The 16188-nt window shown below is 61.2% G+C and carries 15 protein-coding genes; 6 read left to right on the forward strand and 9 right to left on the reverse strand.

All coding sequences use genetic code 11. From position 1 onward, the window contains the following. Positions 1–37 precede the first annotated feature (37 nt). Both J8G15_RS13160 and J8G15_RS13165 read left to right on the forward strand, forming a co-directional pair. A complete protein-coding gene (locus tag J8G15_RS13160; RefSeq protein ID WP_240538273.1) occupies positions 38–412 on the forward strand; it encodes a FecR domain-containing protein in 375 nt (124 codons plus the stop codon). Beyond that, positions 409–1008, forward strand: a complete 600-nt coding sequence (locus J8G15_RS13165) for an OmpA family protein (RefSeq protein WP_210542545.1) — start codon at positions 409–411, stop codon at positions 1006–1008. Before J8G15_RS13160 ends, J8G15_RS13165 begins: the two co-directional genes overlap by 4 nt. 8 nt (positions 1009–1016) lie before the next feature. Here the strand turns inward: J8G15_RS13165 and J8G15_RS13170 are convergent, their stop codons facing one another. The 3 genes from J8G15_RS13170 to J8G15_RS13180 are packed head-to-tail and all read right to left on the reverse strand — an operon-like array spanning position 1017 to position 3763. After that, entirely contained in the window at positions 1017–1955 is a 939-nt protein-coding gene (locus J8G15_RS13170; RefSeq protein ID WP_210542546.1) for an adenylate/guanylate cyclase domain-containing protein, read from the reverse strand. A gap of 3 nt (positions 1956–1958) precedes the next feature. Continuing rightward, positions 1959–3155 (reverse strand): CHASE2 domain-containing protein, encoded by a 1197-nt coding sequence (locus J8G15_RS13175; RefSeq protein WP_210542548.1) that lies wholly within the window; start codon positions 3153–3155, stop codon positions 1959–1961. A gap of 2 nt (positions 3156–3157) precedes the next feature. Beyond that, positions 3158–3763, reverse strand: a complete 606-nt coding sequence (locus tag J8G15_RS13180) for a cyclic nucleotide-binding domain-containing protein (RefSeq protein ID WP_210542550.1) — start codon at positions 3761–3763, stop codon at positions 3158–3160. Between the two features lie 144 nt (positions 3764–3907). Here J8G15_RS13180 and J8G15_RS13185 point away from each other — a divergent pair, with 144 nt between their 5' ends. Both J8G15_RS13185 and J8G15_RS13190 read left to right on the forward strand, forming a co-directional pair. Further along, entirely contained in the window at positions 3908–4915 is a 1008-nt protein-coding gene (locus tag J8G15_RS13185; protein ID WP_210542552.1) for an asparaginase, read from the forward strand. A 53-nt stretch (positions 4916–4968) separates the two neighbouring features. Further along, positions 4969–6393, forward strand: a complete 1425-nt coding sequence (locus tag J8G15_RS13190; RefSeq protein WP_210542553.1) for a wax ester/triacylglycerol synthase family O-acyltransferase — start codon at positions 4969–4971, stop codon at positions 6391–6393. On the opposite strand, the gene J8G15_RS13195 is transcribed toward J8G15_RS13190, so the two are convergent. Further along, the gene (locus tag J8G15_RS13195) at positions 6380–6937 is read right to left on the reverse strand and encodes a polymer-forming cytoskeletal protein (RefSeq protein ID WP_210542554.1); all 558 of its coding nucleotides are present in this window, start codon (positions 6935–6937) and stop codon (positions 6380–6382) included. The genes J8G15_RS13190 and J8G15_RS13195 overlap by 14 nt on opposite strands. A gap of 183 nt (positions 6938–7120) precedes the next feature. On the opposite strand from J8G15_RS13195, the gene J8G15_RS13200 reads away from it, so the two are divergent. Continuing rightward, positions 7121–8281, forward strand: a complete 1161-nt coding sequence (locus J8G15_RS13200) for an FAD-binding oxidoreductase (protein WP_210542555.1) — start codon at positions 7121–7123, stop codon at positions 8279–8281. Between the two features lie 8 nt (positions 8282–8289). On the opposite strand, the gene J8G15_RS13205 is transcribed toward J8G15_RS13200, so the two are convergent. From J8G15_RS13205 to J8G15_RS13215, 3 genes are read right to left on the reverse strand one after another with little or no spacing between them, the layout of a single operon-like run. After that, positions 8290–9597 carry an FAD-dependent oxidoreductase gene (locus J8G15_RS13205; protein WP_210542556.1) on the reverse strand — a complete coding sequence of 436 codons (1308 nt, stop codon included), beginning with the start codon at positions 9595–9597 and terminating at the stop codon, positions 8290–8292. After that, positions 9590–9859, reverse strand: coding sequence for a 2Fe-2S iron-sulfur cluster-binding protein (locus J8G15_RS13210; RefSeq protein ID WP_210542557.1), 270 nt, complete (start codon positions 9857–9859; stop codon positions 9590–9592). Before J8G15_RS13210 ends, J8G15_RS13205 begins: the two co-directional genes overlap by 8 nt. Continuing rightward, positions 9856–10980, reverse strand: a complete 1125-nt coding sequence (locus J8G15_RS13215; protein WP_210542558.1) for a mechanosensitive ion channel family protein — start codon at positions 10978–10980, stop codon at positions 9856–9858. Before J8G15_RS13215 ends, J8G15_RS13210 begins: the two co-directional genes overlap by 4 nt. 325 nt (positions 10981–11305) lie before the next feature. Between J8G15_RS13215 and J8G15_RS21925 the strand changes: the two genes are divergently transcribed. Next, the gene (locus J8G15_RS21925; protein WP_210542559.1) at positions 11306–12961 is read left to right on the forward strand and encodes a methyl-accepting chemotaxis protein; all 1656 of its coding nucleotides are present in this window, start codon (positions 11306–11308) and stop codon (positions 12959–12961) included. A gap of 13 nt (positions 12962–12974) precedes the next feature. Here the strand turns inward: J8G15_RS21925 and J8G15_RS13225 are convergent, their stop codons facing one another. Both J8G15_RS13225 and J8G15_RS13230 read right to left on the reverse strand, forming a co-directional pair. Beyond that, positions 12975–14309, reverse strand: a complete 1335-nt coding sequence (locus J8G15_RS13225) for a patatin-like phospholipase family protein (RefSeq protein WP_210542560.1) — start codon at positions 14307–14309, stop codon at positions 12975–12977. 162 nt (positions 14310–14471) lie between these two features. Continuing rightward, complete coding sequence (locus J8G15_RS13230) at positions 14472–16184, reverse strand: methyl-accepting chemotaxis protein (protein WP_240538274.1); 1713 nt, start codon at positions 16182–16184, stop codon at positions 14472–14474. Positions 16185–16188 lie beyond the last annotated feature (4 nt).

Genomic DNA, 16188 nt, shown 5'->3' on the forward strand with positions numbered 1-16188 from the left:
CCGTTTTTCGGCTTCAGCCCAGTCTGCCCCCGAGCCCGTGGCTTATGTCAAAACGGTCACCGGTGAGGCCTTCGTGATCACGGCCGGGCAGTCGGTCAAGGCGCAACCGGGCACGGCGGTGTCGTTGGGCAGTCTGCTCAAAACCATGCCAGCGTCGGCCATGGGGGTCACGTTCAAGGACAACACCCTCATGTCATTTGGGCCCGACACCGAGATGACGGTGGACGAGTACCTCTACGCCCCAGCCCAGGGCGACTTGAAGCTGAGCACCCGGCTGACGCGAGGTAGCCTGAATTACGTCTCTGGCGTGATTGCCAAACTCAAACCCACGGCCGTCTCGGTCAAAACACCGACCGGCATCATTGGCGTACGCGGCACCCAGTTCGTGGCCAAAGTGGAGGACGCACAATGAATCCCTTGAAAATTTCCGCCCAAACCGTTCTGGTGTTGGCGCTGGCTGCGCTTTTGAGTGCTTGTGCGGGCCCCCGTTCTTACGTGGCGCTGCTAACCAGCCCCGATGGGACCCTCGGCCAAGTGACGTTGACTGGCGCGCAAGGCGCGCAAGTCCTCACGCAAGACCACACGGCTGCAGCATTGGATGGGAGTACCCCGCCGTTTGAAGTTACGCCCAAGCAGCTCCAAAAGGATTTTGGAGCTGCCTTGGCCGCCCGCCCCCCGTTGCCCGAGCAGTTTTTGCTGTACTTCAACCAGGGCAGCGAATTGACCGCGGAGTCAAAACTGGTGCTGGAACGTTTGCTGGCGCGCGCCAAAAGCCGCACGTCGCTGGACATTTCGGTGATCGGTCACACGGATACACAGGGCGCGAGTGCCGCTAACCAGGCTCTGGCACTGGAACGCGCCAACGCAATGGCCGAGCAACTTCGAAGCCTGGGCCTGCAAGATGCCGTGATGGCGGTGGAGTCGCATGGCGAACGCAACCTGCTGGCTCCCACGGCCGATGAAGTGGCCGAGCCGCGCAATCGCAGAGTCGAGATCACCCTGAGATAGGGTCGGGCTCACTTCTCGGTCAGCACGATCAGGTCTCCGGACTCGCCCTGGCGCAAACGCGCCAGGTGCAAACCCACCAGCGGGTCAAGCGGGTGGCGGGCCGCCAACGCCTCAAAGTGAGCCAGGGCGGTGGCCAAGGCCCCATGCTGCAGTGCCTTAAAGGCAACGCCATAGTCCGCCGGTGAGGCGCACGCAGCAGCGTCCATAGCGGCGACGGGCTCAAAGGCCTGCAGCGCCTCCGTTTTGCCCTTGAGCAGCAGGCGCCCAACCGGTCGTGCCGCCGTACCAAGGCAGCCGTCCAAAATGGCCCCGGAAACACACACCCGAGTGCCCAGATGCTTGTTGACACTTTCCAGTCGGGCTGCGGTGTTGATCGGGTCGCCCAAAGCACGGTAGTCAAACAAGTTTTTACCGCCAAAGTTGCCCACAATGACCTCGCCGCTGTGCACCCCTATGCGAGTCGACCCCCAAGCCAGCCCCCGGGCCTGCTGTTGACGGGCATAGCGGGACGCAAAAGCATGCATTTCCAGCGCGCAATCCAGGGCCCGTTGACGATAGTCGGCCTGCGGTACGGGCGCGGAAAACATCACCACCAGCGCGTCGCCCATGAAGCGGTCCAGCGTGCCTTCGTGTTTAAAGATGATGGCCAGCATGGCGTCCAGATAATCATTAATCACACCCACAATCTGCGCCGGGTCACTGGCCTCGATCATGCTGGTGAAGCCTTCCAGGTCGGTGAAGACAAAGGCGCACTGTTGGCGTTTTCCGCTCAGGATGAGTTGCTCGGGGTGGGCCATCAGGTGCTTGACCCGATTCGGTGAGACATAGCGGGAAAAGGCTTGGCGCAGCCACCGTTGTTCCCGTTCGGTCACGCGGTGGCGCACGCCGCTGGCCAGACCAAAGGTGAGCAGTACCGCCAGCGCCGGGCTGGTGGCGTCCAGCAGCAAGCGTTATCGCATGAAGGCCCACCAGGCAGCCGCCAACAAGGCCACCACCAGCACGATCGCCAGCGTGGCCGACCGGCGAACCGGCACACGCAAGGCCACCCAACCGGCAACCAATGCGCCCAGTAACAACGCCAGCCCTTCAGCGCCCCGCGCCCAGGCCGGACGCAACAGGTACTGTCCTGAAAGCATTTGACTCAATGCCATGGCATGGGCCTGAACCCCGGGCATCAGGTGGCCCAAGGGGCTGCTGCGCACATCCATCAGCCCCGCCGCGGTGCTGCCAATCACAACCAGATGGCCTTTCAACTGTCCGTCGGTCAACTGGCCGGAGAGGACTTGCGCCGCCGGAACGAGCAAGTCCGGCATGTGCTGCCCAAAATCCAACCAGATCTCACCCTGCGCCGTCGTGGGCACGGCTATGGCGCCAATACGCACCTCCTCCACCCCTGCCTCGTTGCTTCGCACCACATAGTTGCGCGCGCCCTGCGCCACGCGCAAGGTCTCAGCGCTCAAGCTGGGCACCCATTGCCCGTTCAGACGGAACATCAGCGGAACCCGACGCAAAACGCCATCGGCGTCCGCGGCAAAATTCATGGCGCCCACGCCACCCGCCTGCGCCGCCAGATTGGAGAGCGGCCACACAGCGCTGCCAAAGTCAGGCATCCAGGGAGGCGGTGTGCCGGCATTGACCACGCGAAACGGCAGGGCGGGCGCATGCCCCGCGGCCATTGAGGCGCTGTTGGACAAGCTACTGCCCAACACCACTGGGGCGCCACGCAAGGCCTGAGTCAGGGCCTCATCCGGGTCTGGCATTGTTTGAAGGAGAGTGTTGGCGGGTGCGCTTTGCCAGAGCCGGGCCATGGCTTTGGGCGCCGTTCGGTCCGGCTCTGCCAACAAGACGTCAAATGCAATGGCAGCAATGCCTGCGCCTTGCAAGCGCTGCACCAGCTCCACCAACCGGGTGCGCGGCCAGGGCCACTGGCCGTAGGCAGCCAGGCTAGCCTCGTCGACATCCACCACCCGCACGGCACTGGGTGCGGCCTGGGTCGGCTGCCAGCGTTGAAACTGGTCAAACTGAGCGAGCCGCAACTTGCTCAAGACAATGGGGTCCAGCACCCACAAAGCCAGCGTTGCCAGCAGCACGGCCAACAGCAACAGACGCGAGCTGGTCTGAGTGAACGCAAGTGAAGGTCGCCGCATGCTCAGCGTGTTCGAAGTTTTCGATGCTCCAGCTCGTCTTGAAGCATGCGCGTGAGTTGCACATATTTTTTCAGTTTGACGGTGTTGTCACGCAGTCGCTCGGCCATACGCATGGCCATGGCCATGACCAGTCGGGCGCCGATTTCAGGCTGCTCCGCCAGCAGCGCCTGCAGCCCGGGTCGATCCAATGTGACGCAACACAATTCAGCGCCGGCCGTGCATGACGCCGACCGCGGCGATCCATCCAGCAAAGCCAACTCCCCCAACATGCTGCCCGGACCCAGTACGGTGACGGTCATGGGGTCATCCCGGGTGTATTCGACGGCCTCAATGATCACCTCGCCACTCAGCACAAAAAACATGAGCCCGGTGTTGGTGGCGTCGCCTTCCTGAATAAAGACGGTGCCCAGCGCCATTCGGCGTGGCCGCATATGAAGCACCACCAATCGGGCTTGCGCCAGGCTCAGGGGCATCCAGGTTGTGGCGCTGGCCAGTTGCACGGCGACATCTTCCCGACTTGGAAAGGTGCCCAGCACCTGTTGCTCGGCCTCGGACAGGGACCACTCAGACAACGGCGCGCGCGCCCCTTTAAAAAGGTCTTTGAACATGGCGAAAGTGACAACAAAGTCAGTGCGTAGGAGGGAGCATGGTGAAGGAGCGAAGTAGAACATAAGCAGGCTTCATGCGCCCTGATATCCCGGTTTAGACTGGAATGCCCGAACATCGTCCAGACGCTGGGCCACAATCACCTCATGAATCTCGCTCCCTTGATTGAACTGACCCGTGGAGGCACGCTGGAGTGCATCCACTTTGGCGCCATCGCCGTGGTGAACACCCGGGGAAAATTGACCGCCCACGCCGGCGACCCTCACTGGCTGACCTTTTCGCGCTCCACCTTGAAAGCCCTGCAGGCACTGCCCTTTCTGGAGGCAGGTGGGCATCGGCAGTTCGGCTATTCCACGGAACAAGTGGCTCTGCTGTGCGCCAGCCATAACGGTGAAGCCAAACATGTGTCCACCGCGCAAAGCATGCTGGACCAAGCAGGCCTCACCTACAAAGCACTTCGTTGCGGCTGCCATGTGCCCAGTATCTTCGCGACACTTGAGCAAGCACCGCCGACCGACCTGGTGTATGACGAGCGCCACAACAACTGCAGCGGCAAACACGCAGGGTTTCTCACCTACTGCGTACAACACGGGCTAAGCCTGGACGACTACATTGAACCGAACCATCCATTGCAGCAAGCCGTGCGGCGGGACGTTGCACGTGCGGTGGGCATGGATGAGCAAGACCTTCGCATGGGCATTGACGGCTGCTCTGCGCCCAACTACGCCATGCCTTTGTCTCGACTGGCTTACGGCTATGCCCGCCTCGCAAGTGGTGAACGCGATGCCGAGTTTGGCGCCAGCTTTGCCACCTTGAGCGAAGCCATGACCACCCACCCGGATCTGGTCTCAGGCGCGGGCAGGAATGACCTCGCCTTCATGCAGGCGGGGCGCGGCGACTGGGTCACCAAGGTAGGCGCCGATGGCGTTCAGGTCGTCGGCAGCAAAAGCCGGGGTGAGGCCCTGGCGATCAAAATCATTGATGCCAACAAACCGGCCCTGTTTGCGGCCACGGTCGCAACGCTGGATCAACTGGGTTGGCTGGACGACGCGCAGCGCGAGGCGCTGGCGCCGTGGAGAGCCACCACGCTGAGCAATGCCCGAGGATTGACGGTGGGCGAGCGCCGACCCGTGTTTCAATTGCAAACAAATTAAGACCCGCGCCCCGCGTGCTGGCTGTGCCCTTTTGATACCGACCTGGAGCCGATATGAGCAAATTGTCCCTGTTAGACCTGGCCTTCTTTATCGCCGAGTCTGACGCCAGCCCCAAACATGTCGGCGGCTTGCTGCTGTTCAAAAAGCCGGCCAAAGCGGGTGCGACCTTCGTCAAGAAGCTGTACCAGGAGTATTTGAGCCTCACTGACGTGAAGCCCCCCTTTAACCGGGTCATTCACTTCTCACTTACCGCCATGCCGCGCTGGCGGGCTCTGGATGAAGTGGACTTGTCGCAACATATTTTTTATCACAAGCTTCCCAAGGACGCGAACGACCGGGAGGCGCTGTACGCCTTTGTGTCCGAGCTGCACACACCGCGTCTGGACCGCAGCCGACCGCTGTGGGAGATGCATGTCATCGACGGACTGCCGAATGCCACCTTCGCCCTGTATCAAAAAATGCACCATGCCGTCGCCGACGGAGTGACCATGGCCCGCTGGACTGCGCAAGGCTTGGCCGCCAGCGCGGACGATCTTGATTTGCAACCCGTGTGGACCGTTCGCCACGGCACGGGCGGGCCGCTGCGCCTGCGCCACAAGGCAGAAGTGATCCAATCGGCCTGGACGCAGGTCACACGTAACAGCAAACGCGTCCTCGGCATTGGTCGCCTGGCCACCATGTTGCTGCTCGAAAGCGTCAAGCTCACCAAAAACGCCATCGCGCTGCCCTTTCTGGCCAGCGCCGATACGCCTTTGACGGGGCAGGTCACATCAGGGCGGCAATTTGCCACGGCAGCCGTGTCAATGGCCCGGGTCAAACACATCAGGGAACGCACCCGCTCGACCCTCAACCACGTGGCACTGACTTGCGTGGACGCGGCCCTGCACCGCTACCTGAAAGACCAGGGCGTCCAGCTCGATCGCCCCATCACGATTCAAATGCCAGTCAATTTGCGTCAAGAGGGGGAAAAATCTGCGGGCAACAAGATTGGCATCATCCAGGTCGAACTCTCCGCGCCCACTGACGACCCCTATGTTCGCTTGCGCAACATTGGTTTTTCGTTGCGCAATGTGCGCACCATGATTGACAGCGTGAGCCCGGATGCGATTGAGTCCTACACCCTGATCACCGGGGTGTTTGGCCAGATTGCCGAAATGCTGAAGCTCAGCGACCGCCTGCCCCCGACAGGAAACACCTTGGTTTCCAACGTACCGGGGCCGGCAAACGCCTTGTTTTTAAAGGGCGCAAGAATGCAGGAGATGCACCCGATCAGCACCTTGCCGCCCAGCAACCTGCTCAACATCACCTTGTTCAGCTATGCCGATGAGTTGTACTTTGGATTGATCGCCACCGACGAGCTCCCCAACCTTGCCCGTCTGGGTGACTATCTGGCGGATGCATTCACGGAGTTGGAAGACTGCGTGCGCGAGGCGCACGCACAAGTCGAACCGCAGGGCGGGGCAATCAAGCGCCGTTAGCCACCGACAAAACAGGTTTTTCCTGGCTGCTGGATTTGGGTGACGGGGTGGCAGCGCCAAAGAGGATTTCGCCAGTGAGCTGGCCGCCCTCTTCGATCACCACCTTGCCATAGCGAATCTTGCCACTGACCTTGCCAGTTGAGAAGATCGTCAGCTTCTGGCGCACGGTCAGATTGCCATCAAACTGGCCATGGATTTCCGCAATGTCGATCTCAGCTGCGCCTTTGAACGCACCACGCTCCGAAATTTGAATGACGCGCGAATCCATCGTCGCCTCAACCAGTCCTTCAACCACCAACGTATCGCAATCAGTGATCTCAACCCCTTTGAGTTTGATGTTGGGCCCCACTGTGAGTTTGCTACCGCCTTCAGGGGCCGTGGCCGCCTCGCTCGCCGAAACAGGTGCGGGTGTCGCCGACGTCGCCGGTTGGGTCACGGGCGAGCCCGTGGGGCTGTAGCTGGCATTGTTATGAGTGCTCGGAATATGACGGGGAGTCGCCACCTCAGGATCGCGTTTATTGAAGAAGCCGGGAGTAATTGCCATGAAATTTCCTTGAAAGACCCATGGTAGTTTTTCCCCTCCGCCAAGTCTCCACTGCTTGTGCAAGATCAGTAACAGAATACATCCCGGCGCACGCGCTGCGCCACCCCTCTCGCGTGACCCATCGACCGCCCAGGATGCCGTCCGCCTGACCCCGATAATGGAATTTTTCAGCCCGCTTCTGACATGACTCCTTCTACTGCCCTCCCCCATGTTGTGATCGTTGGCGCGGGCATTGTGGGGACGGCCACCGCGTACTACCTGACGCTGGCCGGGGCTCGCGTCACCCTGCTGGATGCGCGAACGCCGTCGTCGGGCGCCACCGGTGCCTCGGATGGGGCCGTTTCGGTGGCCAGCAAGCGCCCCGGCACCATGATGCATCTCGCCCGGGAAGCCCGGGATTTGTACGCACAACTGGTAACCGACGGCGTGCTGGCCGGCGCCTTCCATACCCGTCCCACCTATTTGTTTGCCCGCACCCCAGAGGAAGTGACGCTGATTCACACCCAGGGGAGAGACCTGTCGGGGGAGGGAGAACCAACCACAGCCTTGACCCGTGCCGAACTCCTGAGCCAAGTCCCCGGCTTGGGCGATCGGGTGCTGGCCGGTCTCAAAGTTCCACAAGATGGCCACGCCATTGGTTACCAGGTGGTGAGTCGCCTGCTGGCCGCCGCCGGAATCACACCCCAGCGCCACACAGCAGTTCGTCGTCTGGCAGTGTCCCAGGGGCGGGTCATTGGGGTCGAGACCGATGCCGGTCGTATTCTCGCTGACCGGGTGGTCGTGGCCGCCGGCATTGACTCCGGCCCCTTGCTGGGACTGAGCGACATCATGATTCCCCGCAAGGGACAGCTCATCGTCACCGACCGGGCGGCCATGGGTGGCGCAGCCTTTCCCGGCCCGTTGATGTCAGCCGGCTATCTGGCCGCCAAGCGCTCCACCGTGCCGGGCCAACGCAGCGTCAATTTGGTGATTGATCCCTTGGCCACGGGCCAGTTTCTGATCGGTAGCAGCCGGGAGGAAGGCCTGACTGACCGGCAGACCGATGCAGTCACGGTCTCAGCCATTTTGCGAGAGGCACTGGACGTGTACCCGGCGCTGGCACGGCAGCGCGTAGTTCGCACGTTTGCGGGCATTCGAGCCACCACGTCGGACGGACTGCCCATCATTGGCCGGCACCCCACGTTGGAAGGTCTCATCATTGCCACAGCCATGCAAGGCGATGGCATTTGCCTGGGTCCCATGGTGGGCGGTGCCGTCGCCCGCCTGGCTTGCGATCTGGAGCCCACTCAGGATTTGTCAGCGCTCTCGCCCACGCGGTTCTCGTTGGCCAGTATTGACAACTGAGCGGCCGCTTAGTCGCCCTTGAACGCCGCCAGCGCGCTGAGGGACACGGGGCGAAGCGGCCAACGAGGCACGTCACCCGCCAAGTCCGCCGGATCAAAGTTCACGTCCATTTCCGCGGCCAGTCGAGCCACATGCCTGGCACAAAAGCGGCCCTGGCACACGCCCATGCCAAATCGCCCCACCAAGCGAATTTCACGCGCCGACTGTGCGCCCTTTAAGGCATCCAGATCGCCGCGCCGAAGGCCTTCGCAGCGGCATATCACGGTCTCAGCGTCGGGCGACGGCACAGCAACCGCGCACAACGTGGCCATGGCATGCTGGGTTCGCCGCGCCGCAGACAGGGTCTGCTCCAAACGCCCCTCGGGCACCGCCACACCCAGCAGGCGGGCGACGGCGTGTGCCGCCCGTCTGCCATCGCTGAGGGCCCCATCGGCGCCCAAAACTTCCCGACAGTCGCCAGCGCGAATCACCGGCACACCCACCATCTCCTGGGTCGGCAGGCCATGCGCTTGAGGCACCAGGCCATCGTGCAAAGCGAGATGGCGCACACGATGCTGCTTTCTTTCGCCACCCACGTGCTGACTTGTCACCAGCAAGCCATCAGGAACGGCTTCAACCGCCACCACCGCCCATCCCTGAAGGTAAGGCACCCCGGCACGCAGCAAACTCGCGCCATAGCCCAGCGCGTCTTTGACATTGGCGATCGAGCGCAGTCCATCCAGCGCCGCCCGGGGTTGATGCCACGCCGCGCGACCCGGTTGTCCCCGCTCCATCACCGCCACGGGTGGGTTGCCTGCGGCAACCAACTGCGCGGCCAAGGCAAAAGGCAAAGGCCCGGTGCCCGCCACCAAAATGAGCCCGTCCGGGGCTCGGCCCGTCTCTTTCATCTGAACTTGCAAGCCGCCTGCCGTGGTCACACCTGGCAGTTCCCATCCCGGGCGCGGCACCACCACCTCCATCGCCCCTACGGCCAACACCACTGCTTTCGGGCGCAGCGCAATCACCCGTCCGCCCGCCCGCTCGTCGAGCAAAAACCGGCCATCGCCGTCGACGCCCAGAAAAACCGATTCGTAGTGGGTGTCGATCCGATCCCCGGCTTGCACCAGGCGCTGCGCCAGGTCCTCCCAATTTCGGCGGTGACGCGCCACCCCCTGCAGGGGATTGGCACCGGGCCCGACGTACGCCCGGTGAATCGCACCACCCAGCCGGTCCCGCTGCTCCACCAGCACCACGCGCCGACCCAGGTCGGCCAGCTCAGTCGCGGCAGCCACCCCGGCGGGTCCGCCGCCAATCACCAACACATCGGGGTCAATCATGGCTCACCACTTTGGCAAAGGGGGTGGCAAAGTCCAGCTGCATGCCCGCACGCGCCGGAGTCAAACACGCTTCTACGGGGCTTCCCCCGTTGATGGACACCAAACAGGCTTGGCAGGCCCCAATGCCACAGAAGTAGCGCAGTCGAAGCCCCCCAATGGCCGGTCCGAAATCCTGGATGCCTGATTGGCGCAGGGCCGCCGCAATGGTCTCCCCGGGGCGAAAGGAAACAGTCGTGCCGCGCCAGTCCAGCTGGTCGTTCATGGCATCTGGTCCGAAACCGCTGCGGCGTCATGGCCCTGACCCATCACGTGCAAGGTCCGGGTCGGGAAGGCCATTTCCGCGCCGTGGCTGGCCACAATGTCCGCGATGCGCAGCATCACGTCTTGTTTGACTTCATGAAACTCGACCCACTTGGTGGTCGTGGTGAAGGTGTAGATCATGATGTCCAGCGACGAAGCGGCAAACTGCAAAAAATTCACGATCAGGGTCTGGTCTTGGGCAATGTCTGGATGGGCTCGGAGCATGGCCCGGATATCGCTCACAATAGGCGCCACGACGGCGACATCGTCATAACGCACCCCGACGGTCTCCTTGATACGGCGGTGCGACATGCGTGAGGCGTTCTCAACCGCAATTTGTGCAAAAACCGCGTTCGGCACAAACAGAGGGCGTTTGTCAAAGGTGCGAATGCGGGTCAAGCGCCAACCAATCTCCTCGACTGTGCCTTCGATCTCCTTATCGGGGGAACGAATCCACTCCCCCACCACGAAGGGCCGGTCCAGGTAGACCATCAACCCGCCAAAAAAGTTGGCCAGCAAATCTTTGGCGGCAAAACCCACCGCAATACCGCCAATGCCACCAAAGGCCAACACGCCCGAAACCGAAAACCCCAGACTTTGAAGCCCCACCAGCACGGAGGTAATCAACACCGAGACACGCATCAGTTTTCCGATCGCATCCACCGTGGTGCGGTCCAGCCCCTCACCACGGGCTTCGCGAGCGGCCATGACGCCGTCTTGCACATTGCGAATGAAGCGGATCAAAAACCAGGTGATACACCCAATCACACCGACCGTGCGCGCCGGCGCAATGGCCTCGAACACCGCAGAGCTGGATTCGGCCTGAACAATGCGCGCGGCAAAGGCGATGCCGATGATCCATGCCAACGCAGTCACCGGCTTGCGCGCCGCCGAAACCAGCGCATAGTCCCACGGCGTTGTTGTCAGGCGGGTGCGATCTTCAAGCTTCTTCAGCATACGACGCAAGAAGAAGTTGAAAACCACCACCGCCAGAACAACGATGAAGATTTGCAGTGCCAATGCCAGACGGGCATCCCCATCCGTCAGTTGAACGAGCCAGTTTTCCAGTTGGTCAAGAGTCATGAATCAGGAGTCGTCCAAGTCAGGGAGTCATATCCAACCGCAGTGCCTGCCCCATACCTGGTTCAGGCCCGAAGCCAGTCTTTTTTGTCGCTTGAGTTTAGCGGAGGCTCTTTTTTCCCCGCAAGAAGGGGCGGATCCCCACCTGTCGGCGCTACTGGCATGTCCTCTCGTCATTGACAGAACACTATTATTTTCATAGCTACTCACTCAATCTAATTTGGGGAAAACCCGCTAAATCGTTCGGAAGTTCTCGCCAACCTTGCCACTACACTGAAAGGCCAAACCGCGTGGACCCTGCCCGCGCGATCTACCCAAGGAGACCCGATTGCTGTTTCGCACACTACGCTCACTGTCTCTGGCCAAACGACTGACTGTTGGCTTTTCCAGCATCCTGATCCTTCTGACTGCCGTGGCACTCACTGGAGCCTACGCCGTCAGAAGCCTGGGCCAGCAGGTGCAAACCATCGTGCAAGTGAACAACGCCAAGACTGATCTGGCCAACGACCTGCGAACCCGCATTGACACCCTCGCCATCCAGTCTCGTTCGGTGGCCTTGTTTGCCAACATGGAAACCGACCTGGATGGCTCGCAGGCCGAAGCCGGCGTGAAACTCGCGCAGGCGGCCGAGGCCAATTACCTGAAAACCGAGCAGCAACTGAGTGCATTGTTGGTTGAGTTGAAGGCCAGCGACGCGGAGCGTACCTTGCTGGCCGAAGTGGCGGCTGCTGCCAAAGTCGCCATCCCGGCCATCCGAGAGGCGATTCAACAAGGGGCCAACCGGGAAACAGAGGCTGCGGTCCTGACCCTGATCAACCAGGTTCGCCCCGAGGAAGTCAAAATGCGAGCCAAAGTCGAAGAACTGGTGGTGCTGCAACAAAAGCTGACCACCGAGGCCAACGACACGGTGATCAGCCTGGAGCACAGGGCGCAGCTGGTGTCAGCCGCTCTCGTCGTGTTTGCACTAATGCTGGGCGGCGTGATCAGCTGGCAAATCACGAGCAGTGTCACGCAGCCTATTGGCCGCGCCGTGGTGGTGGCCGAACGCATTGCCAACGGCGATCTGTCTTCAGAAATCGAAGTTCGTATTCACGATGAGACGGGGCGGCTTCTGGAAGCCATTCGCGCCATGCAGGCTCGCTTGCGCGCGCTTGTAGGTGGGATTCGGGAGGCGTCTGACTCTATTCAGGTGGCGAGCTCGGAGGTGGCGGCTGGCAACCAGGACCTGAGCCATCGCACCGAGCAAACCGCCGCCAGCTTGCAGCAAACCGCGCAATCCATGGCGCAATTGACATCCACCGTTCGACTCAGCGCCCAGTCCGCTCGCCAGGCCAACGGACTGGCTGACTCGGCAGCCACTGTGGCCGCCCGAGGGGGTTCGGTCGTCGCCGAGGTGGTGTCCACCATGAACGAGATTCACACCAGTTCTCGCAAAATCTCAGACATCATCAGTGTGATTGACGGCATTGCCTTTCAAACTAATATTCTGGCCTTGAACGCGGCCGTAGAAGCGGCCCGTGCCGGGGAGCAGGGGCGCGGCTTTGCCGTGGTGGCCAGCGAAGTGCGAAGTCTGGCCGGACGCTCCGCTCAGGCGGCAAAGGAAATCAAGGACCTGATTAGTGCCAATGTGGAGCGGGTGGAACGCGGCACGCAACTGGTGGCCGACGCGGGTCACACCATGACAGACATCGTGAGTTCGGTCAGCAAAGTCAACGCAACCATTGCAGACATCACCACATCGGCCGCTTTGCAAAGCGAGGGCATCAACGACATCAACTCCGCTATCACGGCACTGGATCAAATGACGCAGCAGAACTCCGCCTTGGTGGAGCAAAGTGCCGCCGCCGCAGAAAGTTTGAGCGATCAGGCCAGCCGACTGGCACAGGTGGTGAGCACCTTCAAACTGGATCGTTCAGGCGACGCCAAAGTGAGGACACCTCAACTGGCGGGCAACAACCATTCCCAGAAACGCCTACCTGGCTAAGCACGGCAGTTCCCTATTTGTGCGTCGCCAAATCACGTCGAAAGCGAACAAACTCCGAGTTCTCCCGCAGCAATTGCCGGCCTGCTGCAATCAGACTGTCGACTTGCAAACTGTCCAATGACAGCGTCGTTGGAATGGTTTGCAGCAAGGCGCGCTGCACCGGCTCCGTGACCGCCTGCAGCTCAACCTGAACAAAGTAGGACTCCACGGGGTGGTCATCTGTGGACAGTTCGGCCGCCCAGCGCTTCATGCTGCGACCAAACAATTCAACGGTTGCGTTATTGGAACGGTGCAACTGAATGTCTGTGACCGCGTTCACTGTTTGCTCCAGCGTCGGACTGAAGGAGCTGGCATCAATGGCCGCACCAGAATTGGTGGAGGCATTGACCGAGATCACCGCCAACCTGGGGGCAGCCGATCCACCGACATGCTCCAGAAAAGCGCGCGCGCCACCAGCCACATCAATGGTTTCTTGAAATGCCAGCAAGCCCAGGTTGTCGGTGATGCCACCGTCCACCAGGTGAATGAACTTTCGTTCATCTTTGCGGGCATAACTGCTGAGGCCTGACACCAACTGCTTGAGTTGAGGCGAATTTCCTGGGCGCTGGCGTGCCACCTGCAAGGCACGCTTGGCATTGCTGTCGCAGCCGGCGTGGTTCTCCAGCACCACCGGTGAAAACAGCATGGGCACGGCCGACGAGGCGGTCACGGCCCGGGCTACCGGATAACTGCTCAAATCCGAGCACAGCAAATCAAAATAGTCCTGCAAGAACGAGAAGCGAACGCCACTGCCCAAGTCGGTGGCATTGATGATGATCAGGGGCCCATCCCGACGCTGCAGATCGGCAAAAGTGGCCCCTTGGAACACGCTGCGCTCATACAGGTCCGCCGCCAGGTCAGACCGCCCCTGACGGGAGAACCAGAAAAATGGGCTGACGAGGGCTGACACCAATTCAGTGGCCACATCGCGGCGCAGAAACTTGCGCTCAAAGTCCTCAAAAACGCCATCGCCATACAAGCCGAAATAGGCGGCTGTGAAGCTGCCACCGGATACCGAGCTGATCACATCGACTTCGTCGAGCAACCGGCGCGGCTGCCCCGACAGCACCACTTCGGTATCCCGCAACTCCTGCAACACCCCATAAGCCAATGCCGCGGCGCGGGTGCCGCCGCCCGAGAAGGCCAGCACCAAGGTGACGTCGCTTGATCGGGGGTTGTGGACCACCCGGTGGAGGGAGTAGTCACTGGTTAGCGCCTTGTCTTCGACCGGACGATTTTGAAGTGTGCTGTAGGCCGTGCAGGCCACCAGCAGGGGCACCAGAGCCCCAATGGAAAAAAGACGTCTCATGGAAAAGGAGATGGCCGGCGCGCCATGCTCAGGCGGTGTTCAGAAAATGACCAGCCTCACCGGCAGGCAAAAAGACCCGCATTTGAACTCATTTCAAGCCAGGCTGCTGAGCCTGCGCAACTTGGGGCTCACCAATTGCCTGCTTTTTTCATGAATTGGGCGTCAATACCGGCGGTCCTCGTCGCTTCCGTCCAGCTTGAACCGACTGACAAGTTGGTCCAATGATTGGGCCTGCTCCTCCAGCGACTGAGCTGCCGCGGCGCTTTCCTCGACCAGCGCCGCATTCTGCTGCGTGGACTGATCCAACTCGGAGACCACCTGATTGATCTCCTCAATACCCGCACTTTGTTCGCGCGACGCACCCGAAATTTCGACCATCACGGTGTTGACTTGCTGCACTGTTTGCGCCATTTGCTGAATGGTTTGCCCCGCCGCCCGGGCTTGCTGCTCGCCCTCCTTGACCTGCTGCGTGGACCGGCCAATCAAGGCGTTGATCTCTTTGGCCGCACTGGCACTGCGGTTGGCCAGCTCCCGCACTTCGGCCGCTACCACTGCAAAGCCGCGCCCCTGCTCACCCGCATGGGCGGCCTCCACAGCGGCGTTCAAGGCCAGAATATTGGTTCTGAAGGCGATACCCTCAATCACATCGATATTGGCGTGAATGGCCTGGGTGCTCTTGCTGATAAGGTTCATGCTGGCGACCACACGCTCGACCACGGCACCGCCGTGCACGGCGGCCTGACTGGCACTGTGGGACAACTCGGCCGCCTTGGTGGCACTCTCGGCATATCGTTTGGCAATGGCCGTCATCTGCCCGATGTGACCACTGGTTTTCTCCAATGAGGCCGATTGCTGTTCGGTGCGGAGCGACAGGTCCAGATTACCCAGCGAAATCTCGCGGGACGCATTGGCCACCATGCTGGAGCTGCCCGCAATCTCCGACATGGTCTGGGCCAGTTGTTGCTGCATCTCGCCCAATGCGTACAAAAGGCTTTCGGTGTCGTGGGGTGCCAGCTTGATCTTCATCGTCAAATCGCCGCCGGCAATGCGATGCGCGATGGATTTGGCGTAGAGCGGCTCGCCACCCAATTGGCGAGCCAGTCGTCGCACCACCCAGCTACCAACCAGCACAGCAAGTAACACCAAACCCAGGGTGATGCCCGCCACCCAGGCGACTGAGGACTGGTAAATCTGCGCGGCACTGGCGATGGTGGCCTGGGCAGATTGCGAACGCAACTCAACCAAGTCATCCACGAGTTTCTCCAGCTTTCGAGTGTCGTTGAGGAGGCCGGCGTCGGCCAAGGGCACCTCCCAACTCATTTCCAGTTGTGCAAAAGGTTGTGCCTGCACCATGGCGACGAACTGGCGCAAACGCCCGGCCCACGCCCCGGTGGCGTCGGTCAGTTTCTGACTCGCCCCCAGTGTCTGAGGTCTATCAGACAACTTTTGGATCAAAGCAACCTGGGCTGCGATGTTGCCCAGACCCGCTTCTATATCTTTGCCCAAGTCCAGCCGCTCCTGGGCAGTCGTCGCGGTCAAGAGCTGTTTCTGCGCTCGACTGACTCGCAGCACATGGCTTCGCGCCTGTTCGGCCGCCAAGCCCGCTGCGTATTCGCGCTCGTAAATGGTTTGTGTGGATGCGTTCAAGCGCCCCATCTGTGCAAGAGAAAAAACACCGATGACCACAGAGCCCAGCAGCAGGCAAAGAAAGGACAACAAAAGGCTGGCCCGCACCGACATGTTTTCCGCGATTCGGAGCTTCCCCAGCCACTGGGTCAGTCGACCATCGGAAAGCGGTCTTCGAACGCGCGCCCCCAGTTGGCGCACCTGCGCCCAGGGCAAGCTGGTGATCGCGTCGATCGCTTTTGTTTTCATTCAA

The organism is Rhodoferax sp. PAMC 29310, assembly GCF_017948265.1.
In the GTDB taxonomy this organism is placed as follows: Bacteria; Pseudomonadota; Gammaproteobacteria; order Burkholderiales; family Burkholderiaceae_C; genus Rhodoferax.

Bases quoted from the DNA above. Each gene is read 5' to 3' on its own strand.
- J8G15_RS13165 (WP_210542545.1), top strand. From the start codon at position 409: ATGAATCCCTTGAAAATTTCCGCCCAAACCGTTCTGGTGTTGGCGCTG.
- J8G15_RS13175 (WP_210542548.1), bottom strand. From the start codon at position 3,155: ATGCGGCGACCTTCACTTGCGTTCACTCAGACCAGCTCGCGTCTGTTG.
- J8G15_RS13180 (WP_210542550.1), bottom strand. From the start codon at position 3,763: ATGTTCAAAGACCTTTTTAAAGGGGCGCGCGCGCCGTTGTCTGAGTGG.
- J8G15_RS13185 (WP_210542552.1), top strand. From the start codon at position 3,908: ATGAATCTCGCTCCCTTGATTGAACTGACCCGTGGAGGCACGCTGGAG.
- J8G15_RS13190 (WP_210542553.1), top strand. From the start codon at position 4,969: ATGAGCAAATTGTCCCTGTTAGACCTGGCCTTCTTTATCGCCGAGTCT.
- J8G15_RS13195 (WP_210542554.1), bottom strand. From the start codon at position 6,937: ATGGCAATTACTCCCGGCTTCTTCAATAAACGCGATCCTGAGGTGGCG.
- J8G15_RS13200 (WP_210542555.1), top strand. From the start codon at position 7,121: ATGACTCCTTCTACTGCCCTCCCCCATGTTGTGATCGTTGGCGCGGGC.
- J8G15_RS13205 (WP_210542556.1), bottom strand. From the start codon at position 9,597: ATGATTGACCCCGATGTGTTGGTGATTGGCGGCGGACCCGCCGGGGTG.
- J8G15_RS13210 (WP_210542557.1), bottom strand. From the start codon at position 9,859: ATGAACGACCAGCTGGACTGGCGCGGCACGACTGTTTCCTTTCGCCCC.
- J8G15_RS13215 (WP_210542558.1), bottom strand. From the start codon at position 10,980: ATGACTCTTGACCAACTGGAAAACTGGCTCGTTCAACTGACGGATGGG.
- J8G15_RS13225 (WP_210542560.1), bottom strand. From the start codon at position 14,309: ATGAGACGTCTTTTTTCCATTGGGGCTCTGGTGCCCCTGCTGGTGGCC.
- J8G15_RS13230 (WP_240538274.1), bottom strand. From the start codon at position 16,184: ATGAAAACAAAAGCGATCGACGCGATCACCAGCTTGCCCTGGGCGCAG.